At 38.8% G+C, this 19,207-nt stretch carries 22 protein-coding genes and 1 rRNA gene; 22 read left to right on the top strand and 1 reads right to left on the bottom strand.

Annotated elements, in window-relative coordinates:
* From rrf to rsmI, 11 genes are all read left to right on the top strand, one after another.
* Window positions 1-104: ribosomal RNA gene (rrf, locus tag ABES03_RS04285) — 5S ribosomal RNA — on the top strand; the annotation flags it as partial.
* A gap of 206 nt (window positions 105-310) precedes the next feature.
* Complete coding sequence (locus ABES03_RS04280) at window positions 311-529, top strand: sigma factor G inhibitor Gin (RefSeq protein ID WP_430115454.1); 219 nt, start codon at window positions 311-313, stop codon at window positions 527-529.
* A gap of 97 nt (window positions 530-626) precedes the next feature.
* Window positions 627-2,072, top strand: a complete 1,446-nt coding sequence (locus ABES03_RS04275; RefSeq protein WP_430115452.1) for an aminotransferase class I/II-fold pyridoxal phosphate-dependent enzyme — start codon at window positions 627-629, stop codon at window positions 2,070-2,072.
* Window positions 2,073-2,102: 30 nt separating this feature from the next.
* Complete coding sequence (tmk, locus tag ABES03_RS04270) at window positions 2,103-2,723, top strand: dTMP kinase (protein ID WP_430115449.1); 621 nt, start codon at window positions 2,103-2,105, stop codon at window positions 2,721-2,723.
* Between the two features lie 145 nt (window positions 2,724-2,868).
* A complete protein-coding gene (locus ABES03_RS04265; protein ID WP_307283017.1) occupies window positions 2,869-3,198 on the top strand; it encodes a cyclic-di-AMP receptor in 330 nt (109 codons plus the stop codon).
* A 126-nt stretch (window positions 3,199-3,324) separates the two neighbouring features.
* Complete coding sequence (gene holB / locus ABES03_RS04260; RefSeq protein ID WP_430115446.1) at window positions 3,325-4,332, top strand: DNA polymerase III subunit delta'; 1,008 nt, start codon at window positions 3,325-3,327, stop codon at window positions 4,330-4,332.
* Window positions 4,325-5,152 (top strand): PSP1 domain-containing protein, encoded by an 828-nt coding sequence (locus ABES03_RS04255; protein ID WP_413304844.1) that lies wholly within the window; start codon window positions 4,325-4,327, stop codon window positions 5,150-5,152. The genes holB and ABES03_RS04255 overlap by 8 nt, the downstream gene beginning before the upstream one ends.
* Window positions 5,153-5,165: 13 nt before the next feature.
* Window positions 5,166-5,537: a DNA replication initiation control protein YabA gene (yabA, locus tag ABES03_RS04250; RefSeq protein WP_430115443.1), complete on the top strand. Its 372-nt coding sequence runs from the start codon at window positions 5,166-5,168 to the stop codon at window positions 5,535-5,537.
* 61 nt (window positions 5,538-5,598) lie between these two features.
* Window positions 5,599-6,339 carry a tRNA1(Val) (adenine(37)-N6)-methyltransferase gene (locus ABES03_RS04245; RefSeq protein WP_430115440.1) on the top strand — a complete coding sequence of 247 codons (741 nt, stop codon included), beginning with the start codon at window positions 5,599-5,601 and terminating at the stop codon, window positions 6,337-6,339.
* The gene (locus ABES03_RS04240) at window positions 6,329-6,616 is read left to right on the top strand and encodes a GIY-YIG nuclease family protein (protein ID WP_430115438.1); all 288 of its coding nucleotides are present in this window, start codon (window positions 6,329-6,331) and stop codon (window positions 6,614-6,616) included. Before ABES03_RS04245 ends, ABES03_RS04240 begins: the two co-directional genes overlap by 11 nt.
* Window positions 6,594-7,466: a 16S rRNA (cytidine(1402)-2'-O)-methyltransferase gene (gene rsmI / locus ABES03_RS04235; RefSeq protein WP_430115435.1), complete on the top strand. Its 873-nt coding sequence runs from the start codon at window positions 6,594-6,596 to the stop codon at window positions 7,464-7,466. The genes ABES03_RS04240 and rsmI overlap by 23 nt, the downstream gene beginning before the upstream one ends.
* 34 nt (window positions 7,467-7,500) lie before the next feature.
* Here rsmI and ABES03_RS04230 read toward each other — a convergent pair whose 3' ends face one another.
* On the bottom strand, window positions 7,501-7,785 hold the full coding sequence (locus tag ABES03_RS04230; protein WP_307282999.1) for an AbrB/MazE/SpoVT family DNA-binding domain-containing protein: 285 nt from the start codon (window positions 7,783-7,785) through the stop codon (window positions 7,501-7,503).
* A 510-nt stretch (window positions 7,786-8,295) separates the two neighbouring features.
* On the opposite strand from ABES03_RS04230, the gene metG reads away from it, so the two are divergent.
* From metG to ridA, 11 genes are all read left to right on the top strand, one after another.
* Entirely contained in the window at window positions 8,296-10,263 is a 1,968-nt protein-coding gene (gene metG / locus ABES03_RS04225) for a methionine--tRNA ligase (protein ID WP_430115433.1), read from the top strand.
* A 253-nt stretch (window positions 10,264-10,516) separates the two neighbouring features.
* Window positions 10,517-11,284, top strand: a complete 768-nt coding sequence (locus ABES03_RS04220; RefSeq protein WP_430115430.1) for a TatD family hydrolase — start codon at window positions 10,517-10,519, stop codon at window positions 11,282-11,284.
* Between the two features lie 236 nt (window positions 11,285-11,520).
* Window positions 11,521-12,702 carry a ubiquitin-like domain-containing protein gene (locus ABES03_RS04215; protein ID WP_430115428.1) on the top strand — a complete coding sequence of 394 codons (1,182 nt, stop codon included), beginning with the start codon at window positions 11,521-11,523 and terminating at the stop codon, window positions 12,700-12,702.
* Between the two features lie 208 nt (window positions 12,703-12,910).
* Window positions 12,911-13,474, top strand: coding sequence for a ribonuclease M5 (gene rnmV / locus ABES03_RS04210; RefSeq protein WP_430115426.1), 564 nt, complete (start codon window positions 12,911-12,913; stop codon window positions 13,472-13,474).
* Entirely contained in the window at window positions 13,467-14,345 is an 879-nt protein-coding gene (gene rsmA / locus ABES03_RS04205) for a 16S rRNA (adenine(1518)-N(6)/adenine(1519)-N(6))-dimethyltransferase RsmA (RefSeq protein ID WP_430115425.1), read from the top strand. The genes rnmV and rsmA overlap by 8 nt, the downstream gene beginning before the upstream one ends.
* Window positions 14,346-14,506: 161 nt before the next feature.
* Window positions 14,507-15,394, top strand: a complete 888-nt coding sequence (gene yabG, locus ABES03_RS04200; RefSeq protein ID WP_430115423.1) for a sporulation peptidase YabG — start codon at window positions 14,507-14,509, stop codon at window positions 15,392-15,394.
* A 234-nt stretch (window positions 15,395-15,628) separates the two neighbouring features.
* On the top strand, window positions 15,629-15,892 hold the full coding sequence (veg, locus tag ABES03_RS04195; RefSeq protein WP_307282979.1) for a biofilm formation stimulator Veg: 264 nt from the start codon (window positions 15,629-15,631) through the stop codon (window positions 15,890-15,892).
* Window positions 15,893-16,033: 141 nt separating this feature from the next.
* Window positions 16,034-16,219: a small, acid-soluble spore protein, alpha/beta type gene (locus ABES03_RS04190; protein ID WP_430115420.1), complete on the top strand. Its 186-nt coding sequence runs from the start codon at window positions 16,034-16,036 to the stop codon at window positions 16,217-16,219.
* A gap of 266 nt (window positions 16,220-16,485) precedes the next feature.
* Window positions 16,486-17,355: a 4-(cytidine 5'-diphospho)-2-C-methyl-D-erythritol kinase gene (gene ispE / locus ABES03_RS04185; RefSeq protein ID WP_430115417.1), complete on the top strand. Its 870-nt coding sequence runs from the start codon at window positions 16,486-16,488 to the stop codon at window positions 17,353-17,355.
* A 54-nt stretch (window positions 17,356-17,409) separates the two neighbouring features.
* Window positions 17,410-18,237, top strand: coding sequence for a pur operon repressor (gene purR / locus ABES03_RS04180; protein WP_430115414.1), 828 nt, complete (start codon window positions 17,410-17,412; stop codon window positions 18,235-18,237).
* 2 nt (window positions 18,238-18,239) lie between these two features.
* Window positions 18,240-18,614: a 2-iminobutanoate/2-iminopropanoate deaminase gene (gene ridA, locus ABES03_RS04175; protein ID WP_430115411.1), complete on the top strand. Its 375-nt coding sequence runs from the start codon at window positions 18,240-18,242 to the stop codon at window positions 18,612-18,614.
* Window positions 18,615-19,207: the final 593 nt, after the last annotated feature.

Raw genomic sequence — 19,207 nt, 5'->3', positions numbered from 1 at the left:
GCGAGAAGGCCACACCCGTTCCCATACCGAACACGGAAGTTAAGTTTCTCAGCGCCGATGGTAGTTGGGACGAAAGTCCCTGTGAGAGTAGGACGTTGCCAGGCGATTGAAAAGACAACCTGATATGGTTGTCTTTTTGTGTTTTAATGAAAAAAGCCATGTTTAAGTAAAAAAGTACGAAGTGTTTTAAAAGAAATCGCCTATAGACATACACCCAATTCAACATTTCTACATAGTATATTACAGGATGGATTGAGATGACTATTCAAAAAATTGTATACAAATATGAATTGAAGGACAGAATGGATGTATGGAGGTGGAGGGCTTGAGTTCATTTTTAGCACATAATCATTACGAGGAAACGTGCGTTATTTGTGAAAATCTAAAACCGAAAGGCATACATCTATATACTTCTTTTATCTGTACGGATTGTGAAAGTGATTTAATACAAACAGATACAAATGATCCAAGGTATAAATACTTTCTTAAACAACTTAGGAAAATTACTACACCAGAAATTTTCTCTTAACAAGTCCTTTTAAGGGCTTTATTTTTTTTGCCATGAAAGGGGAAAGGAAAGCACTTTTTTGTTAAAATAAATAAGACTCTTAAAAGGAAGTAATAAGATGAAAAAACAAATGAATACGCCTCTTTTTAAGGCACTAATTGAACATAACAAAAGGAATCCTATTTCTTTTCATGTCCCTGGACATAAAAATGGACTAAATATACAAAGCGAAGCAAACCATTTTTTTGAACAGATATTAAAAATGGATGTAACAGAGCTATCAGGGCTAGATGATTTGCATTCACCTGAAGGGGTTATCTTAGAAGCCGAGCAACTTTTAGCTGAACTTTTTCAGACGAGGAAGAGTTTCTTTTTAGTAAATGGATCAACAGTAGGTAATTTAGCAATGATTATGGCTGTTTGCTCAGAGAATGATACGGTCTTAGTGCAGCGGAATTGCCATAAATCCGTATTAAATGCTTTAAGGTTAGCAAAAGTAAGACCAATATTTTTAGAACCTGAATATGATCAAGACTGGAAGGTAGCTACAGGGGTTAGTGCAGATACAGTAAAAGAGGCAATTAGTCTTTATCCAAACGTGAGAGCCATCATTCTAACCTATCCTAATTATTATGGAATAGTGTCCGATTTAGAAGGGATTATAAACCAAGCCCATCTTCATCACATTCCTGTTTTAGTTGATGAGGCACATGGAGCTCATTTTATTATCGGTCATCCTTTTCCTGATTCAGCCGTTCAGTTAGGTGCGGATATAGTTGTTCAATCAGCACATAAAACACTTCCAGCTATGACGATGGGATCTTATTTGCATGTTAACGGACACATAGTTAATGTAAATAAAGTTAAGGATTATTTGCAGATATTACAATCGAGTAGCCCATCTTACCCAATTATGGCATCACTCGATTTAGCGAGAAAATACGTGGCTACATACACACAGCAAGATTTAGATGATTTACAAAAGAGCATCAAGTATTTTAAATCAGAATTGAACGCCATTCCTGGAATTAAGATACTAGCATACCCCAATCAACAGGGAGACTTATTAAAAGTAACGATTCAAACTAGGTGTAGCTTAAGCGGATTTGAGCTTCAAAAGAAATTAGAAGAAGAGGCCGTCTATACAGAATTAGCAGATCCGTATAATGTACTCCTAGTTCTTCCCTTATTAAAAGAAGGTCAATGGTACCCGTTTGAAGAGACTGCTCGAAAATTAAAAAAGGTGTGTAAAGACTTGCCTTTTCAAGAACAAAAGAGCAAACTGACGATGGGTAATCAAAAAGTCTCAGAACTGACTATCCCTTATAAGGAAATGGACAAATTAGATTCAATGGATGTACCTATTGCTGAAACCATAGGATTTGTTTGTGCAGAAACAATAATTCCCTACCCCCCAGGTATTCCGTTGCTGTTAAAAGGGGAAGAAATAACAAATGAGAGGGTTAATCAGCTTCAAAGACTGTTAGAAACAGGAGCAAGATTTCAAGGAGGCCCCTTACTAACTCTAGGCAAGGTAAAGGTATTTATAAAAAATAAGAAGTAGTTTGCTTTTTTAATATATGGAGGTTTTATTTTGAACAGTGGAATATTTATTACGTTTGAAGGTCCAGATGGTGCCGGAAAAACAACCATTTTAAGTATGGTCGCTAATCACTTTAAAGAGGCCATGGTGACAAGAGAGCCTGGCGGTATCGATATTGCTGAACAAATACGCAAAGTAATCCTAAACAAAGAGAACACTGCTATGGACCCGAGAACAGAAGCATTGCTTTATGCTGCTGCACGAAGACAGCATTTGATTGAAAAGGTAAAACCAGCTTTAGAAGAAGGGAAAATGGTTTTATGTGATCGGTTTGTTGATAGTTCATTAGCCTATCAAGGATATGCAAGGGACCTAGGAATTGATGAGGTATGGTCCATAAACCAGTTTGCCATTGAAGAGTTAATGCCCCAGTTAACAATCTACTTTGACATTGAGCCAGAGTTAGGACTAAAACGAATTAACAAAAATAAAGAAAGAGAGATCAATCGTCTTGATTTAGAAAATCTCGAGTTCCATCAAAAAGTAAGAGACGGATATTATCTATTAATGAAACGTTTCCCAGATCGAATTGTGCGTATTGATGCATCTGGTACAGTTGAAGAAGTCTATGAACAAACAGTAAAAATGATAAAAGACAAACTAGCAAAGTAAAGGCCTACAGATGTAAGGCCTTTTTTTAACATAATCGGAATTTATCCTGTGTTCCTTTGTATAACAAATGTAAGCAGGGCAATAACCTGTTATAATATAGTTAAGAAAACTTTTGCCGAAAAATTAAGTAGAGAGGGTGTTCCATATGAAACTTATCATTGCTGTTATCCAAGATCAGGATAGTAACCGATTATCAAAGGCCTTAATAGAAAATAATTTTAGGGCTACAAAACTAGCCAGTACAGGTGGATTTTTAAAATCGGGGAACACCACTTTTATGATTGGGACGGAAGATATTCGGGTTGACAGAGCACTTCAAATTATCAAAGAAAACTGTAGGGCTAGGGAACAGCTAGTGTCACCAGTTTCACCTATGGGTGGAAATGCAGACTCCTTTGTTCCGTACCCCGTAGAAGTTGAAGTCGGTGGTGCAACAGTTTTCGTACTTCCAATCGAACAATCATTACATTTTTAATGGCTTTGTTATAGCCTTATGTTAAGTTATCACACCTGTTGGTTGGAACGGAAATCAACAGAAAAGTTAACAGAGCTACTACAGAAAATATATTTAGCAATCTTATACAGTAAGTGAGTGATTACATTGGTCAAATCATGGGATCAACTAGAAGAGCTACAGCCAACAGTCTTAAAAATGCTAAAAAACAGCTTAGTGAAAAATCGAGTGGCCCATGCGTACCTATTTGAAGGCATGAGAGGAACAGGTAAAAGGGAAATAGGATTATTGCTAACAAAATCCCTTTATTGTGAAGCAATTATCGACGGGTACAAACCATGTGAGTCCTGCAATAATTGCAGGCGAATCAATAATGGAAATCATCCGGATGTTCATATTGTGGAACCGGACGGGCTATCTATTAAAGTAGACCAGATTAGGAGTCTACAAGCAGAGTTTGCAAAAAAAGGTGTAGAATCTTTGAAAAAAGTATATTTAATCTCACATGCTGATAAAATGAGTGTAAGTGCTTCTAATAGTCTTTTAAAATTCCTTGAGGAACCTAATCCAGGAACAGTAGCCTTTTTGTTAACGGAACAAATGCAACAAATATTGCCTACTATTCTTTCTAGGTGCCAAATATTAGCATTCCAACCCTTATCCCCTCAAGTGATGGTTAAAAAACTGGTCGAAAACGGCGTAAAGCCAACAATGGCGCCATTATTGGCTCAGCTTACCAATAATTTGGAGGAAGCTCTTAAATTAAATGTCGATGAATGGTTTGCACAAGCCCAAAAAATAGTGTTAAAATTATATGAGGTGTTGAAAAAAAATCAATTGGAGGCTATGGTCACACTCCAAGGAGATTGGTTTTTACACTTTAAAGAAAAAGAACAAATTAATCGTGGTTTAGATCTTTTACTTCTTATTTTTAAGGATTTATTATATATACAGCTAGATAAGCAGGAGCAAATTGTTTTCATAGAAGAAAACGAGCGGTTAAAGCAGTTTGCTTTGCAATCATCTGGACGGCGCATATCGGATCAAATGTCAGCTATTCTTGAGGCAAAAAGAAAGCTGCAGGCAAATATGAATCCTCAGCTGATGATGGAACAACTTGTGTTAAAATTGCAGGAGGGATCTTCATTTGTATGATGTTGTAGGAGTACGCTTTAAAAAAGCGGGGAAAATCTATTATTTTGATCCAGGAGACCTCTCGATTCAAAAGGATGACTTTGTCATTGTTGAAACGGTCCGTGGCGTTGAATATGGAAAGGCTGTCATTGCTCGTAAACAGGTAGAGGAGCACGATGTCGTTCTTCCATTAAAAAAGGTGGTCAGAATTGCGGACCAAAAGGATCGAATGATTGTCGAAGAAAACAAGTTTGCAGCCCAGGAAGCTTATGAGGTATGCAATGAAAAGGTCAATGAACATCAGCTGGATATGAAACTGGTGGATGTTGAATATACATTTGATCGAAATAAAATCATCTTTTACTTTACTGCCGATGGAAGAGTAGATTTCCGTGAGCTAGTAAAAGATTTAGCAGCTATTTTTCGGACACGAATTGAATTACGACAGATTGGCGTACGTGATGAAGCCAAGATGCTTGGGGGCATTGGCCCTTGTGGAAGGATGTTGTGCTGCTCCACATTTTTAGGTGATTTCGATCCTGTTTCAATTAAAATGGCAAAGGATCAAAATCTTTCATTGAATCCTACTAAAATTTCTGGCTTATGTGGCAGGTTGATGTGCTGCCTAAAATATGAAAATGATGAATATGAATCTGCAAAAGAACTACTTCCAGATTTGGGGGAAATCATCGAAACACCACAAGGTACAGGAAAAGTAGTAGGATTAAATATATTAGAGCGGGTGCTTCAGGTTGAACTAAAGGAACAAGAGCGGGTTCTGGAGTATACTTTGGATGAAATCACTAAAGAAGGTGCCTTTTCTATACAATCCACAGATTAATGAGGTGGAAGACGTGGATAAAAAAGAAATTTTTGAGTCAGTAAGTAATATGGAAACACAAATTGGACATCTTTACCAAAAGCTGGGAGAATTAAAGCAGCACCTAGCCGAAATACTAGAAGAGAATCATTATTTAAAGCTTGAAAATGAACATCTGAGGCGCCGTTTAGATGTAACCACGGAAGATGACAAGAAAGAAATAAAAAATAAGAAGGGGATAATCCCTGAAGCATCTCCTGGGGTAAAACCATTTGATGTTGGTGAAGGATATGATAACCTCGCCCGTCTTTATCAAGAAGGGTTTCATATTTGCAACCTTCATTTTGGGAGCTTGCGTAAGGAAGGCGATTGTTTATTTTGTCTTTCTTTCCTTAATAAGAAATAACCTAAAGAGGCTGACGAAATCAGCCTCTATTTTCATACATTTTTAGATAGGATGATTACGTGTGGTTAACTTAAAAGATGATGAGCGGCTTGATTATTTACTAGCTGAGAAATTAAGAATTATTCAGAGCCCCTCCGTTTTTGCTTTTTCACTTGATGCTGTATTATTAGCTCGTTTTGTGTACGTACCTATACAAAAGGGAAATCTTATTGATCTTTGCAGTGGAAACGGCGTCATTCCGTTGTTTTTAAGTGCTCGTACTAAAGGAAAAATTACGGGTGTAGAAATACAAGAGCGTTTATATGATATGGCGAATAGAAGTATTGAATATAACGGTCTACAAGATCGACTACATATGATTCATGGCGACATAAAGGAAATACCAAAGCAGCTGGGATATGGAAAATTCGATGTGGTTACTTGTAATCCTCCTTACTTTCCTACTCCATCAAAGGATGAAATGAATCCCAATGAACATTTAGCGATAGCGCGTCACGAGATTCTTTGTACCCTTGAGGATGCGATTAAGGCTTCGAGCCAGTTAGTGAAGCAGGGAGGAAAGGTAGCTTTTGTACATCGCCCGGGCAGACTATTGGATATCATCACTCTTATGCGCCAGTACAGACTTGAGCCAAAACGAATTCAATTTGTCTATCCTAAGAAGGGGAAAGAGGCCAATACCCTGTTAGTAGAAGCAATTAAAGACGGCAGCCCTGACTTAAAAATTTCCCCGCCGCTGTTTGTTTATGATGAGGATGATCAGTACACCTCGGAAATAAGGGCGATCTTATATGGAGAATAACAACCACTTCTTTTACGTGCTAACATGCAAGGATGGAAGTCTTTATGGCGGATATACCACGAACATTGAGCGCCGAGTGATGCAGCATAATGAAGGAAAAGGCGCCAAATATACTCGGGGAAGAGGACCGGTAAAACTGACCTACTTTAAAGATTTTGAAAATAAAGGGGATGCACTGAGGGCAGAGCATCATTTTAAAAGTTTAACTCGAAAGAAAAAAGTCGAGTTTTTAATACGTGAAACGGGTGATGAACATGTGGCAGCAGAAAAGCTTTGAGAATGAAGAAAATAAGGGGATTCTATATCTTGTTCCCACTCCGATTGGAAATCTTGAAGATATGAGTTTCCGCGCAATTAGGATATTAAAAGAAGCTGACTTGATTGCTGCAGAAGACACTAGAAATACCAAAAAACTATGTAACTACTTTGAAATTGGCACCCCGATTGTCAGCTATCATGAGCATAATAAAGAAACGAGTGGGGAGAAACTGATTCAAAAGGTGCAACAAGGTTTAAAGGTTGCTCTTGTAAGTGATGCAGGTATGCCAGCTATATCTGACCCTGGTTACGAGTTGGTTACAGCAGCAATTAATGAGCAAGTGACGGTCGTTCCGTTACCCGGAGCTAATGCCGCGTTAACATCCTTAATTGCCTCAGGTATTGTTTGTCAGCCATTTTATTTTTATGGGTTCTTACATCGCAGCAAAAAAGATAAGCGTGCCGAATTAGATCGCTTAAAGAGACAAACGGCAACCATTATTTTTTACGAATCCCCCCACCGGCTGAAAGAGACATTAGCTGTTATGCTGGAAGTCCTGGGGAATAGAAATATGGCTGTTTGCCGCGAGTTGACAAAGAAGTATGAAGAGTTTATTAGAGGAACACTTGAAGAAGTAATCGAGTGGGCACATAAAGATGAAATTCGCGGAGAATTTTGTATTATTGTTGAAGGAACAGATGAAGAGGTAGAAGAGGCTACCAACTGGTGGGAAGCCATGTCTATAGAAGAGCATGTCAATCACTATATGTCAGTTGAAAATATCTCTTCAAAGGATGCTATTAAGCAAACAGCCAAAGATCGCGGCCTGAACAAAAGAGAAGTGTATCAGGTGTATCATATTGAATAAAAAAAAGCTCCGGCACTTTAAGTGCCCGGAGCTATTATTTTGCTAATTCGAAGTTATTTTTGATTTCTGCTAGTAATTGCTCTGCACCTTCACGGCTTAGAATTAATTTTCCGCCTGCAAGAGCTAAGTTATCATCAGAAACTTCACCAGTTACCTGACAAGTCATATTTGGCTTGTATTTTTTTAAGATAATACGCTCATCATCTACATAGATTTCTAGAGCATCCTTTTCAGCAATACCAAGAGTACGTCTTAATTCAATCGGAATAACCACACGACCTAATTCATCAACTTTACGAACAATACCTGTAGATTTCATTTTAAAGTGATCTCCTCTCATAAATACCAAATTTATTTATCTATTTTTATTCGTCATTATTCGACAAAATTCTTACAAATTTATAATACCAGTACTTCCCATATCCGTCAATTATTTTATGTTAAAAATAATTGAAAATTTTTCCCAACAGGACAAACGTTGATTTAATAAGGTTTTCCTAAATATTCATACAATTGTCATAGATTTTTAATATTATTGGATTTTCAGATGGTTACTTTCGGGGGTATAACATTATTCGACAAAATTCTACAACTTCAGACTTCATCCTCTATATTCTTCGATAATCATATTTGTTTTATGGGGGTTGAAAAAAGAGGTTTTTAAAAAGATTCTAAAGTAGCGCCACCTTGCACAAAAGTTTATTTTTAGGTATATTTTGATGATAGAAGCGGGAAAAAAAGGCAATAATGGGTAAATGGGGTTTAGGCTTTTTTACCCGATCATTGTCTATCCCCAGAGCTTGTGCTTTTCTGATGAGGAGGAAAAATAATGGAGGAAAAACTAAAGACTTTTTACCTTACCACACCTATTTACTATCCAAGTGGAAATTTACATATAGGACATGCCTATACGACTGTTGCTGGTGATGCGATGGCACGTTATAAACGGATGCGTGGTTTTGATGTTATGTACTTAACTGGAACGGATGAGCATGGCCAAAAAATCCAGCGTAAAGCCGAGGAAACAAACATTACACCACAACAATATGTGGATGGGATTGTAGATGGAATTAAAGAGTTATGGAATAAGCTCGATATTTCCTATGACGACTTTATCCGTACGACGGAAGAAAGACATAAGCAAGTGGTGTCCAAGATTTTTGCGAGACTTTTGGAGCAAGGAGATATTTACCTCGATCAATATGAAGGCTGGTATTGTACTCCATGTGAATCCTTTTTTACGGACCGCCAATTAGTAGAAGGAAATTGCCCAGATTGCGGCCGATCAGTAGAGCTTGTCAAAGAGGAGTCCTACTTCTTTAGAATGAGTAAGTATGCAGAGCGATTATTACAGTATTATGAGGAAAATCCGGAGTTCATCCAACCCGAATCTCGTAAAAATGAAATGATTAATAATTTCATCAAACCAGGTTTGGAGGATTTAGCGGTTTCTAGAACTACGTTTGATTGGGGAATTAAAGTTCCTGGTGATCCAAAGCATGTCATTTATGTTTGGATTGATGCTTTATCCAATTATATTACTGCCCTTGGATATGGGACGGAGAATGACTCCAAATATTTAAATTACTGGCCGGCGGATGTTCATCTTGTTGGAAAGGAAATTGTCCGCTTCCATACGATTTATTGGCCAATTATGTTAATGGCGCTTGAGCTGCCTTTACCAAAGAAGGTTTTCGCTCATGGTTGGTTATTAATGAAAGATGGTAAAATGTCCAAGTCGAAAGGAAATGTAGTTGACCCTGTTACATTAATTGACCGCTACGGCTTAGATGCTCTTCGTTATTACCTTTTAAGAGAGGTACCGTTCGGTGCAGATGGTGTTTTTACACCAGAAGGATTTGTCGAAAGAATTAATTTTGATTTAGCCAATGACTTAGGAAACTTGTTAAATCGGACGGTTGCGATGATAGAAAAATATTTTGATGGTGTTATTCCTGAGTACACTGGTTCAGTTGGCGCATTTGATGAGTCATTGCTGCAAATGAATCATGAAACTATTCAAAAGTACGAAGAGGCAATGGAGAAAATGGAGTTTTCTGTTGCATTAACATCGATTTGGCAATTAGTCAGCAGGACCAATAAATATATCGATGAAACACAACCGTGGACATTGGCGAAGGATGAGGAGAAAAAAGGTGAGCTTGCGAGTGTAATGGTACACCTGGCAGAGTCACTACGAAGAATGGCCATTCTTTTACAACCATTCTTAACTCGTACGCCTGGTGGAATCTTTAAGCAACTTGGGATCCATGGTGAGGAGCTTAAAACATGGGAAAGCCTTGAAAACTTTGGGGAAATTCCAAGTGGAACAAAGGTTGAAAAAGATGCGCCTCTATTCCCAAGACTGGAAATTGCTGATGAAGTAGAATTCATTAAAATGAAAATGCAAGGTTCAGCTCCAGCAGAGGAAGAAAAGAAAGAGGAAAAGATAGAAGAGAAACCTGAACCAATGGATGAAATTTCTATAGATGATTTCATGAAAATTGACTTACGTGTAGCGGAAGTCATTCAGGCGGAACCAGTAAAAAAAGCAGATAAGCTTTTGAAGTTGCAGCTTGATTTAGGTTACGAAAAGCGACAAGTAGTTTCTGGAATTGCCCAGTATTATAAGCCTGAAGAATTAGTAGGACGTAAGGTGATTTGTATTACTAATTTAAAACCTGTTAAGCTGCGTGGTGAATTGTCACAAGGAATGATTTTGGCAGGATCAAAAGACGGCCAGCTGTCGTTAGCGACAGTGGACCAAACACTACCGAATGGTTCGAAGGTAAAATAATGTCTTATAATAAAGCGCCAATTTTGGCGCTTTTCCTTTTCTTTGTCTAGTTGCAGCGCCTAGCCCCTCGGGTCAAATAACCTTCGGCAATAAAAGTCAAAATGCGGACTTTTTTTGCCGAAGAACATTTGCCTGTCGGGGCTGCCCAAGGCGCTTCCGCTTTTCTATGTTCCACGTGAAACAATTTTTGCTAAATTCTGCTTAATTATAAAAAAATAGAATGTATTGTTGAAAAAAAGAGGGAGTGTAAATTATGCTATTCGACACACATGTACACTTAAATGCAGATCAATATAATGAGGATTTAGAGGAAGTAATTGCTAGGGCGCAGGAAGCGGGAGTTACCAATATGGTGGTCGTCGGGTTTGACCGTCCAACAATTACAAGAGCAATGGAATTAGTGGAACAATATGAGTTTTTGTATGCCTGCGTAGGTTGGCATCCCGTGGATGCTATTGATATGACAGATGAGGATTTACTGTGGATTGAAGAATTAGCTTCACACCCAAAGGTAGTAGCCATTGGTGAAATGGGCTTGGATTATCATTGGGACAAGTCTCCTAAGGATATTCAAAAGGAGGTTTTTCGTAAACAAATCCGGTTGGCTAAAAAAGTGAAGCTACCCATTGTAATCCACAATCGAGAGGCGACAGCAGATATCGTTGATATTTTAAAGGAAGAGGGGGCAGAAGAAGTAGGTGGAATCATGCATTGCTTCAGCGGTAGTGCAGAAGTAGCAAAGGAATGTGTGAAAATGAATTTCTATATTTCGCTTGGCGGACCTGTTACCTTTAAAAATGCAAAAAAACCAAAGGAAGTAGCAGCGGAAATCCCTTTAGACCAACTGTTGATTGAAACAGACTGTCCATATTTAGCTCCACATCCTTACCGAGGAAAGCGCAATGAACCGGGGTATGTGAAACTAGTGGCCGAAGAAATTGCCGAAATAAAGGGGTTGACATTTGAGGAAGTAGCGGATGCAACGACACGAAATGCTAAAAAAGTATTCGCCATAAAATGATAAGGGAATTTGTCGAAGAGACGGGAAGCTTGTCTTAATTTTTTCTGATAACAAAAAGTTCTACATGTCTCCTTTTCTACATAGGATAACCGTGTCGAGAAGTTTTTCTTTGCAAAGATTCCAGTTTTGTGCATAATTAGAAATACCTTCACAGGTGATGCAGGGATTGACAGCCGACAATAGGTTCTCCATAATCTCTCCAAGAAAAGGAGGCGTTTTTCATCGTATTCCAAAACATGAAAAACCTGTTTCCAAAGTCTTTGAGTGGAAGGTCATGGGTCATTATTTTTGCTAGTTTCGTAGTATTGCTAACTACTCTGGGGATTCTGTTTTTTGAAGGATCGAAGAATACAGTAGCGATAACACTAAATGGCAAAGAGATGGTCGTGAAAACACATGCTGATACAATCGATGAATTATTAGATGAAATGGATGTATCGCTTCGCTCACAAGACTTTTTGTATCCAAAGGCAAATACTAAGGTGAAGGACCACCTTAAGGTCGTATGGAAACAAGCAAACAAGGTTCACATTGTCAAAGACAACGAGAAGAAAACGATCTGGACTACAGCCCAAACGGTGGCTGAGCTCTTAAAAGAGCAGAAAATTGCATTAAACGGACATGATCAAGTTTCACCAAAACCACAATCGGCAATAAAAGATAAGATGAATATAAATATAAAAATTGCTTTTCATCTTACATATGTGGACGGCGGTAAAGAACAACAAGTTTGGACCACTTCGGCTACGGTCGCTGACTTTTTAACGCAACAGGGAATTATACTAAATGAATTTGACCGAGTTGAACCGTCATTAACAGAAACCATCTCAAAGAATGGTGTAGTTAACGTCATTCGAGTAGAAAAAGTCACCGATGTAGTGGAAGAACCAGTTCAATTTGCCGTGGTTACGAAAAAGGATGAAAGTCTCGAAAAAGGTAAAGAGAAGGTCATAAGTGCAGGAATGCATGGCCTCGTGTCTAGGCAGTACGAAGTGGTACTGGAAAATGGCAAAGAGGTAGCTAGGAAACTAGTAAGCGAGCAGAATCTCAAAGAAAAAAAGGATAAGATTGTTGCTGTCGGAACGAAGGATCTAGCTCTACAGGTCTCTCGTGGCGCTGTAGAAACAGGTAAAGAGTTTTATGTAACGTCAACAGCTTATACTGCTAATTGCAATGGTTGCTCCGGTCGTACGGCAACAGGTCTAAATTTGCGGGCAAATCCGAACATGAAAATAATTGCTGTGGACCCTAGAATCATCCCACTAGGAACGAAGGTTTATGTGGAAGGCTATGGATATGCAGTAGCAGCTGACACAGGAGGAGCAATAAAGGGATACAAGATCGATGTATTCATGCCCTCAAACCAGGATTGCTATCGTTGGGGTCGCAAGAAGGTAAAAATTAAAATTTTACAGTAGTTTATTCTGTGCAGAGGGTCCTTCCTCTGCATTTTGCTTTTTCCGAGTTTTTCTTTATACTTACATCGATACATACTTTATCATTTTTCTTTATTTCTTTACTTTAGTGTATGAATCTGTTCAATAATATAGACGATGGACATTACAGAATTGTTTCAAATATTTTTCATTTTTTCTTAATTTTATTACGAAGGAATTGGCTCTTATTATGAAGATCAAAGAAATAATTGTGGTAGAAGGAAAAGATGATACCACTGCCATTAAACGAGCGGTTGATGCAGATACAATTGAAACGAACGGGTCAGCTGTCAACCAAGTAACGATAGAAAAAGTAAGACGTGCACAGGAGACAAGAGGTGTCATCATTTTTACTGACCCTGACTTTCCAGGTGAGAAGATTAGAAAGACCATTGTAGAAAGTGTCCCCGGCTGTAAACATGCCTTTTTGACAAAGGCAGCTGCTCTTGCAAAGAGTGGAAAGGGTATTGGGGTTGAGCATGCCAGCCCGGAAGCGATTAGAGAAGCATTGAAGGAGGCCCAAATTTTAAGGGAGACCCCTTCAGAGGTAATTACCCAAGATGACCTTCTAACAGCTGGCCTAATTGGCGGAGAAGGCGCCAAAGAGCGAAGAATGCTGCTGGGAGAGATTTTAAAGATAGGCTATACCAATGGAAAACAACTGCATAAACGCTTAATGATGTTCCAAATTAGCAAACAGGAATTTGCTGAAGCAATAAGAGTTGTCCAGCATCGGGAGGAAGAATATGAATAAAGATATCGCAACCCCTGTGAGAACAAGGGCTATCCTAGAGAAATACGGTTTTTCATTTAAGAAAAGCCTGGGTCAGAATTTCTTAATTGATACCAATATATTAAAAAAAATTGTTAGCTTCGCTGACTTGAATGAGAACTCCGGCGCTATTGAGATTGGTCCGGGAATCGGGGCACTAACTGAACAGCTTGCCCGCTCGAGTAAAAAGGTCGTGGCTTTTGAAATTGATCAACGTTTATTACCCATTTTAAATGATACTTTGTCGCCATATTCGAATGTCAAAGTTATTCATAAAGACGTGCTGCAGGCGGATGTACAAAGCGTGATGGCGGAGGAATTCCAAGGCATAGAGGATGTAATGGTAGTAGCTAATTTGCCTTATTACGTAACCACACCCATTATCATGAAACTCCTAGAGGAGCACCTGCCGATCCGTGGAATTGTTTGTATGCTTCAAAAAGAGGTGGCTGATCGAATTTCTGCTAAGCCTGGTACAAAGGATTATGGTTCTCTTTCCATTGCTGTCCAATATTACACGGAAGCAGAGACGGTAATGATCGTACCTAAAACTGTTTTTGTACCACAGCCAAATGTAGATTCTGCAGTTATTAGGTTAACTAAGCGCAATCAGCCTGCTGTAAATGTGAAGGATGAGGAATTCTTTTTCCAAGTGACAAAAGCGAGTTTTGCGCAAAGGAGAAAAACAATTCTTAATAATTTAACCAGTCAGCTTCCTGAAGGGAAACTGAAGAAGGAAGAAATTCTTGCTGCTTTATCTGCGAGCGGGGTTGAACCAACTCGAAGAGGAGAGACGCTTTCCTTAGAGGAATTTGGTACGTTAAGTGATCAACTATATCCATACTTCCATTAAGACTCTTATAAAAGGGTCTTTTTCTTTTTGAAAAACTTCTGTTGTTTTCTGCTCCAGGCGCTTCCGCTTTTCTTTTCACAAGGACAACGCACTCTGCATAGCCTAAGGAAGAGAAACTATATAGAAAAGGCCCTTTTGCTGGTCTTATTGGAGTGACGGCAGTGAATATAAAAATAATGGATATTGTCGGTAGAAAGTCATATAACTGTGATATTCTATTTCGCGTTATTGATATTCAACATATAAACGGCCAAAAAGTTGCTATCCTTTATGGTGAGGATTTTCGTCTGATCGCAGATTCACCTTTCACTGATTTAGTCATTATTGACCAAAATGAAAGAGTGAAACTGGAACAAGAATATAGAACGCTTGAGGAACAATCATTAAAGCTATTTGAACAGGATGTAGATCTATTAAGGCAAAGGCAAGAATATGAGGCTACTGGGGGATATGTGAAGCCGAGTAATTACTTTCAAATCCCAGGTAAGGTCCTCCATTTAGATGGAGATCCTTCTTATTTAAAAAAATGTATGACTTTATATGAAAAGATTGGGATACCGGTGCTCGGAATTCATTGCAATGAAAAGGAAATGCCTGAGAGAATTGGTGAATTAATTGATTATTATCGTCCAGATATTCTCGTTATCACGGGTCACGATGCGTATTCAAAAGCAAAGGGAAAGATAACAGATATTAACGCTTACCGCCATTCCAAACATTTCGTTCAAACAGTCAGAGAAGCTAGAAAAAAGATTCCTCATTTAGATCAACTCGTTATTTTTGCTGGAGCTTGCCAATCTCACTTTGAATCCCTCATTCATGCAGGAGCGAACTTTGCCAGCTCACCATCCAGGATCAATATTCATGCGTTAGACCCGGTTTATATTGTTGCTAAAATAAGCTTTACACCATTTATGGAAAGAATAAATGTTTGGGATGTTCTAAGGAATACACTGACTGGTGAAAAGGGGCTTGGAGGAATTGAAACAAAAGGGGTATTACGAACGGGAATGCCCTACAGGCCACACCATGAGGAAGAAGAAGAATAAGCCTATTAGAGAAGCGGAAGTACAAATAAGTACTGCCCCATTATTCTAATGGGCTTATTTTTTTGGTCTGATACATAATCCACGTCCAATAAGGTAACGATAGGAATGTTGAAATTTTAGAGAAAAAGTAGAAGAAAAATGATTGACAATCTTTTTGTTGGACTGATATAATTTATGTTTTTGTTTGACAGAACTATGTCAGTGTGTTATACTTTACACAGTGAGGTGGACCGAATGCCAAAAACCTTAGCCGATATTAAAAAGGCTCTCGACACAAATTTAGGGAAAAGGTTACTGCTAAAGGCAAATGGAGGACGTAGAAAGACGATTGAACGTTCCGGTGTTTTAGCTGAAACTTACCCATCTGTTTTTGTTATTGAACTTGACCAAGATGAAAATTCATTCGAGCGTGTTTCATACAGCTATGCGGATGTTTTAACGGAAACAGTTCAAATTACATTCTACGATGAAACAACAGGACATGTAGCTTTAAGTTAGTATATAAGCAATGAGTGGCAGTAAACTTAAAGTTTACTGCTTTTTGCTGTCTTTAACTGACTAATGACACAGACCTACTAGTAATCAAAACATGCTTTTAATCCATACTAATAATGCTGTGGGTTGAAAGGGGTTGTTTAGATGTCCAGGAGAAGAGGTATCATGTCGGATCGGTTAAAAGTAGAGCTTGCAAAAGAGCTTGGTTTTTATGATGTGGTTCAAAAAGAAGGTTGGGGCGGTATTAAGTCCAAGGACGCAGGGAATATGGTGAAGCGGGCCGTGGAACTTGCCCAGCAACAAATGGCCAATCGAGGTTCACATTCTTAATCTTCAAAAAGGTACGTAAGCATTTCGTTTAAACAAAATCTGTCCCACAGCTGCCAGGGGGCTTTGCCCTCTGGTTTTTATATATCATTTGTCTCATATTTTCGTTAATTTATTGATAAAATATTTAAATTTCTCAAGATATATGATAACAGACGTCTTACATTTATCATTTTGTGGTAAAATAGGACAAAATGTGGATTTTTCGGAAAGCGCCCTTATGCAAATAACTCACTCAAGGGCGGATAATATAGAAGTAGGTGGACGTAGTGAAGCTTTTAGTAAAAGCACCGGCCAAAATCAATTTAGCATTAGATGTTTTACATAAACGTCCGGATGGCTATCATGAAGTAGAAATGATTATGACAACCATCGATTTGGCTGATCGGGTGGAACTCACCTTATTAAATCAAGATAAAATACATATTCTATCTCATAATCGTTATGTACCTGATGACCAGCGTAACTTAGCTTATCAAGCTGCACAGCTTTTAAAGGACCGCTTTCAGGTGAAAAAGGGTGTTGTAATTACGATTGAAAAAACGATTCCAGTTGCTGCAGGACTCGCAGGAGGAAGCAGTGATGCTGCTGCCACCTTAAGAGGCTTAAATAAGCTTTGGGATCTTGGTTTGTCCTTAGATGAATTAGCTGAGCTTGGCTCAGAAATTGGATCGGATGTTTCTTTTTGTGTGTACGGTGGAACAGCTTTAGCAAAGGGTAGAGGAGAAATGATTACCGAGCTTCCTGCACCACCGACTTGCTGGGTTATTCTAGCGAAACCGTTTATTGGTGTTTCAACAGCTGAAGTATACAGAAGACTTGATGTCAATGGAATGAAACATCCTGATATTCAAGGGATGATTGAAGCAATTAACCAACACGATTATCAGCAGGTATGCAGGAATGTTGGTAACGTCTTAGAAGAGGTTACCTTAAACCTCCACCCCGAGGTTGCCCAAATAAAAGATCAAATGAAGCGATTTGGAGCAGATGCAGTCCTCATGAGCGGAAGCGGTCCAACAGTATTTGGTATTGTCCAGCATGATTCTCGTATGCACCGAATCTATAATGGATTAAGGGGATTCTGTGACCAGGTCTTTGCTGTCCGCTTGTTGGGTGAGCGACACACGCTTGATTAGAGACGTACAATAATATATTCTTTAAGTAGAATATACGGGTTTTGGGGGTTCTTTATGAAATTTCGACGCAGTGAACGTTTGATTGATATGACAAATTATTTACTCGACCATCCTCGACAGCTTGTTCCACTCACTTTTTTCGCAGAACGTTATGCGTCAGCAAAGTCTTCCATAAGTGAGGACCTAGCCATTGTGAAGGAAACATTTGAGCAAAGAGGAATAGGGACATTGCAAACTGTGCCTGGTGCTTCTGGCGGTGTAAAATTCTTTGTTAAAGTCAGTAAAGAAAAGGCGGAGCCTTTTGTCAATGAATTATGTGACTTAATTGCCAATCCTGAAAGACTGCTGCCTGGCGGGTATTTATACTTAACCGATATTTTGGGCGACCCTCAGGTTGTGCAAAAAGCCGGACGGATTATAGCATCTGCTTATGCAGATGCAAAAATTGACGTGGTCATGACAGTAGCAACCAAAGGAATTCCCCTTGCTTACGCTGTTGCCAGTCAATTAAATGTCCCTGTCGTCATTGTTAGACGGGATAGTAAGGTCACGGAAGGGCCAACAGTTAGTATCAATTATGTCTCTGGATCAGCCAAAAGAATACAAACCATGGTTCTTTCTAAGAGAAGTATGAAGCAAAATTCCCGCGTACTTATTGTCGATGATTTTATGAAGGCTGGCGGTACTGTAATGGGAATGATCAGCATGCTGGAGGAATTTAATGCTCAATTGGCTGGCATTGCTGTGTTGGTAGAGGCTGAAAAAATTCAAGAGCGTTTAGTAGATGAGTATATCTCGCTGGTACAGCTCTCAGATGTCGATGTGAAAGATAAAAAGATAAAAGTAGAAGCAGGAAATTATTTTTCGATATGGAGGAGTTAAAAATGAGAACAGTCCAAACTAATCAAGCACCAGCAGCAATCGGTCCTTATTCGCAAGGTATTATCGTAAATAATCTATTTTATAGCTCTGGCCAAATTCCTTTGACTGCTGAAGGAAATTTAGTAACAGGTGATGTGAAAGAACAGACACACCAGGTATTTAAAAATTTACAGGCTGTCCTAACAGAAGCAGGTGCCTCCTTTGAAACGGTAGTAAAGGCTACTGTATTTATTAAAAGTATGGATGATTTTGCGGCTATTAACGAAGTATATGGTGAGTATTTCAACACGCATAAACCAGCTCGGTCTTGTGTAGAAGTAGCTCGTCTTCCAAAAGATGTATTGGTAGAAATCGAAGTAATTGCGCTCGTAAAATAAACGAGCGCTTTTTTTAATGATAAGAAAGTATATAATTCTGTCCCACCACAGTCTTTGATAATTGTGGTGTTTTTTTATGGAGGTGTGGATAGTTTAGTAGTTGGCGAGTAAATGGGATTATTGACGAGTAAAGAGTGAAGTTTGACGAGTAAAAACAGAAAATAGATGAGTAAATCATAAATTTGACGAGTAAATCATTGAAAATGACGAGAAAGAAAGTAAATCATATAAAAAAGGTAATTTTAAAGCTACTCCAAGAGGTGATCAACACATAATTTGAAAGGAAGATACTTGAGCCAGGCTAAACGTCTGGCTTTTTGTATAAAATTTTGGTTATCGGGATTCGAAAGGTTTCTAATATTCGTGGAAAGTGCTCTTTTTGATGAACTGGTAACTGTAGAAGGCTCTACGTGCCCGAACCGGGTGAGAAAGAGAGCCATGGGTAACGTAGGAAGGCTCTACGTGCCCGAACCGGTTGAGAAAGAGAGCCATGGGTAACGTAGAAGGCTCTACGTGCCCGAACCGAGTGAGAAGGAGAACCTTGGGTAAACGTAGGAAGGCTCTACATGCCCAAACCGGTTGAGAAAGAGAGC

This window comes from Neobacillus rhizosphaerae (assembly GCF_050477885.1).
Lineage (GTDB): Bacteria > Bacillota > Bacilli > Bacillales > Cytobacillaceae > Neobacillus > Neobacillus rhizosphaerae_A.
Note: the sequence above shows the minus strand (reverse complement) of the source record. Positions and strands in the feature narration are given on the sequence as shown.

Coding starts and splice junctions, on each gene's coding strand:
- ABES03_RS04265 (WP_307283017.1), top strand. CDS start 2,869: ATGAAACTTATCATTGCTGTTATCCAAGATCAGGATAGTAACCGATTA.
- rsmA (WP_430115425.1), top strand. CDS start 13,467: ATGAATAAAGATATCGCAACCCCTGTGAGAACAAGGGCTATCCTAGAG.
- ABES03_RS04230 (WP_307282999.1), bottom strand. CDS start 7,785: ATGAAATCTACAGGTATTGTTCGTAAAGTTGATGAATTAGGTCGTGTG.
- ABES03_RS04190 (WP_430115420.1), top strand. CDS start 16,034: ATGTCCAGGAGAAGAGGTATCATGTCGGATCGGTTAAAAGTAGAGCTT.
- purR (WP_430115414.1), top strand. CDS start 17,410: ATGAAATTTCGACGCAGTGAACGTTTGATTGATATGACAAATTATTTA.
- ridA (WP_430115411.1), top strand. CDS start 18,240: ATGAGAACAGTCCAAACTAATCAAGCACCAGCAGCAATCGGTCCTTAT.
- ABES03_RS04215 (WP_430115428.1), top strand. CDS start 11,521: ATGAAAAACCTGTTTCCAAAGTCTTTGAGTGGAAGGTCATGGGTCATT.
- metG (WP_430115433.1), top strand. CDS start 8,296: ATGGAGGAAAAACTAAAGACTTTTTACCTTACCACACCTATTTACTAT.
- ABES03_RS04280 (WP_430115454.1), top strand. CDS start 311: ATGGAGGTGGAGGGCTTGAGTTCATTTTTAGCACATAATCATTACGAG.
- rsmI (WP_430115435.1), top strand. CDS start 6,594: ATGTGGCAGCAGAAAAGCTTTGAGAATGAAGAAAATAAGGGGATTCTA.
- veg (WP_307282979.1), top strand. CDS start 15,629: ATGCCAAAAACCTTAGCCGATATTAAAAAGGCTCTCGACACAAATTTA.
- rnmV (WP_430115426.1), top strand. CDS start 12,911: ATGAAGATCAAAGAAATAATTGTGGTAGAAGGAAAAGATGATACCACT.
- ABES03_RS04220 (WP_430115430.1), top strand. CDS start 10,517: ATGCTATTCGACACACATGTACACTTAAATGCAGATCAATATAATGAG.
- ABES03_RS04275 (WP_430115452.1), top strand. CDS start 627: ATGAAAAAACAAATGAATACGCCTCTTTTTAAGGCACTAATTGAACAT.
- ABES03_RS04240 (WP_430115438.1), top strand. CDS start 6,329: ATGGAGAATAACAACCACTTCTTTTACGTGCTAACATGCAAGGATGGA.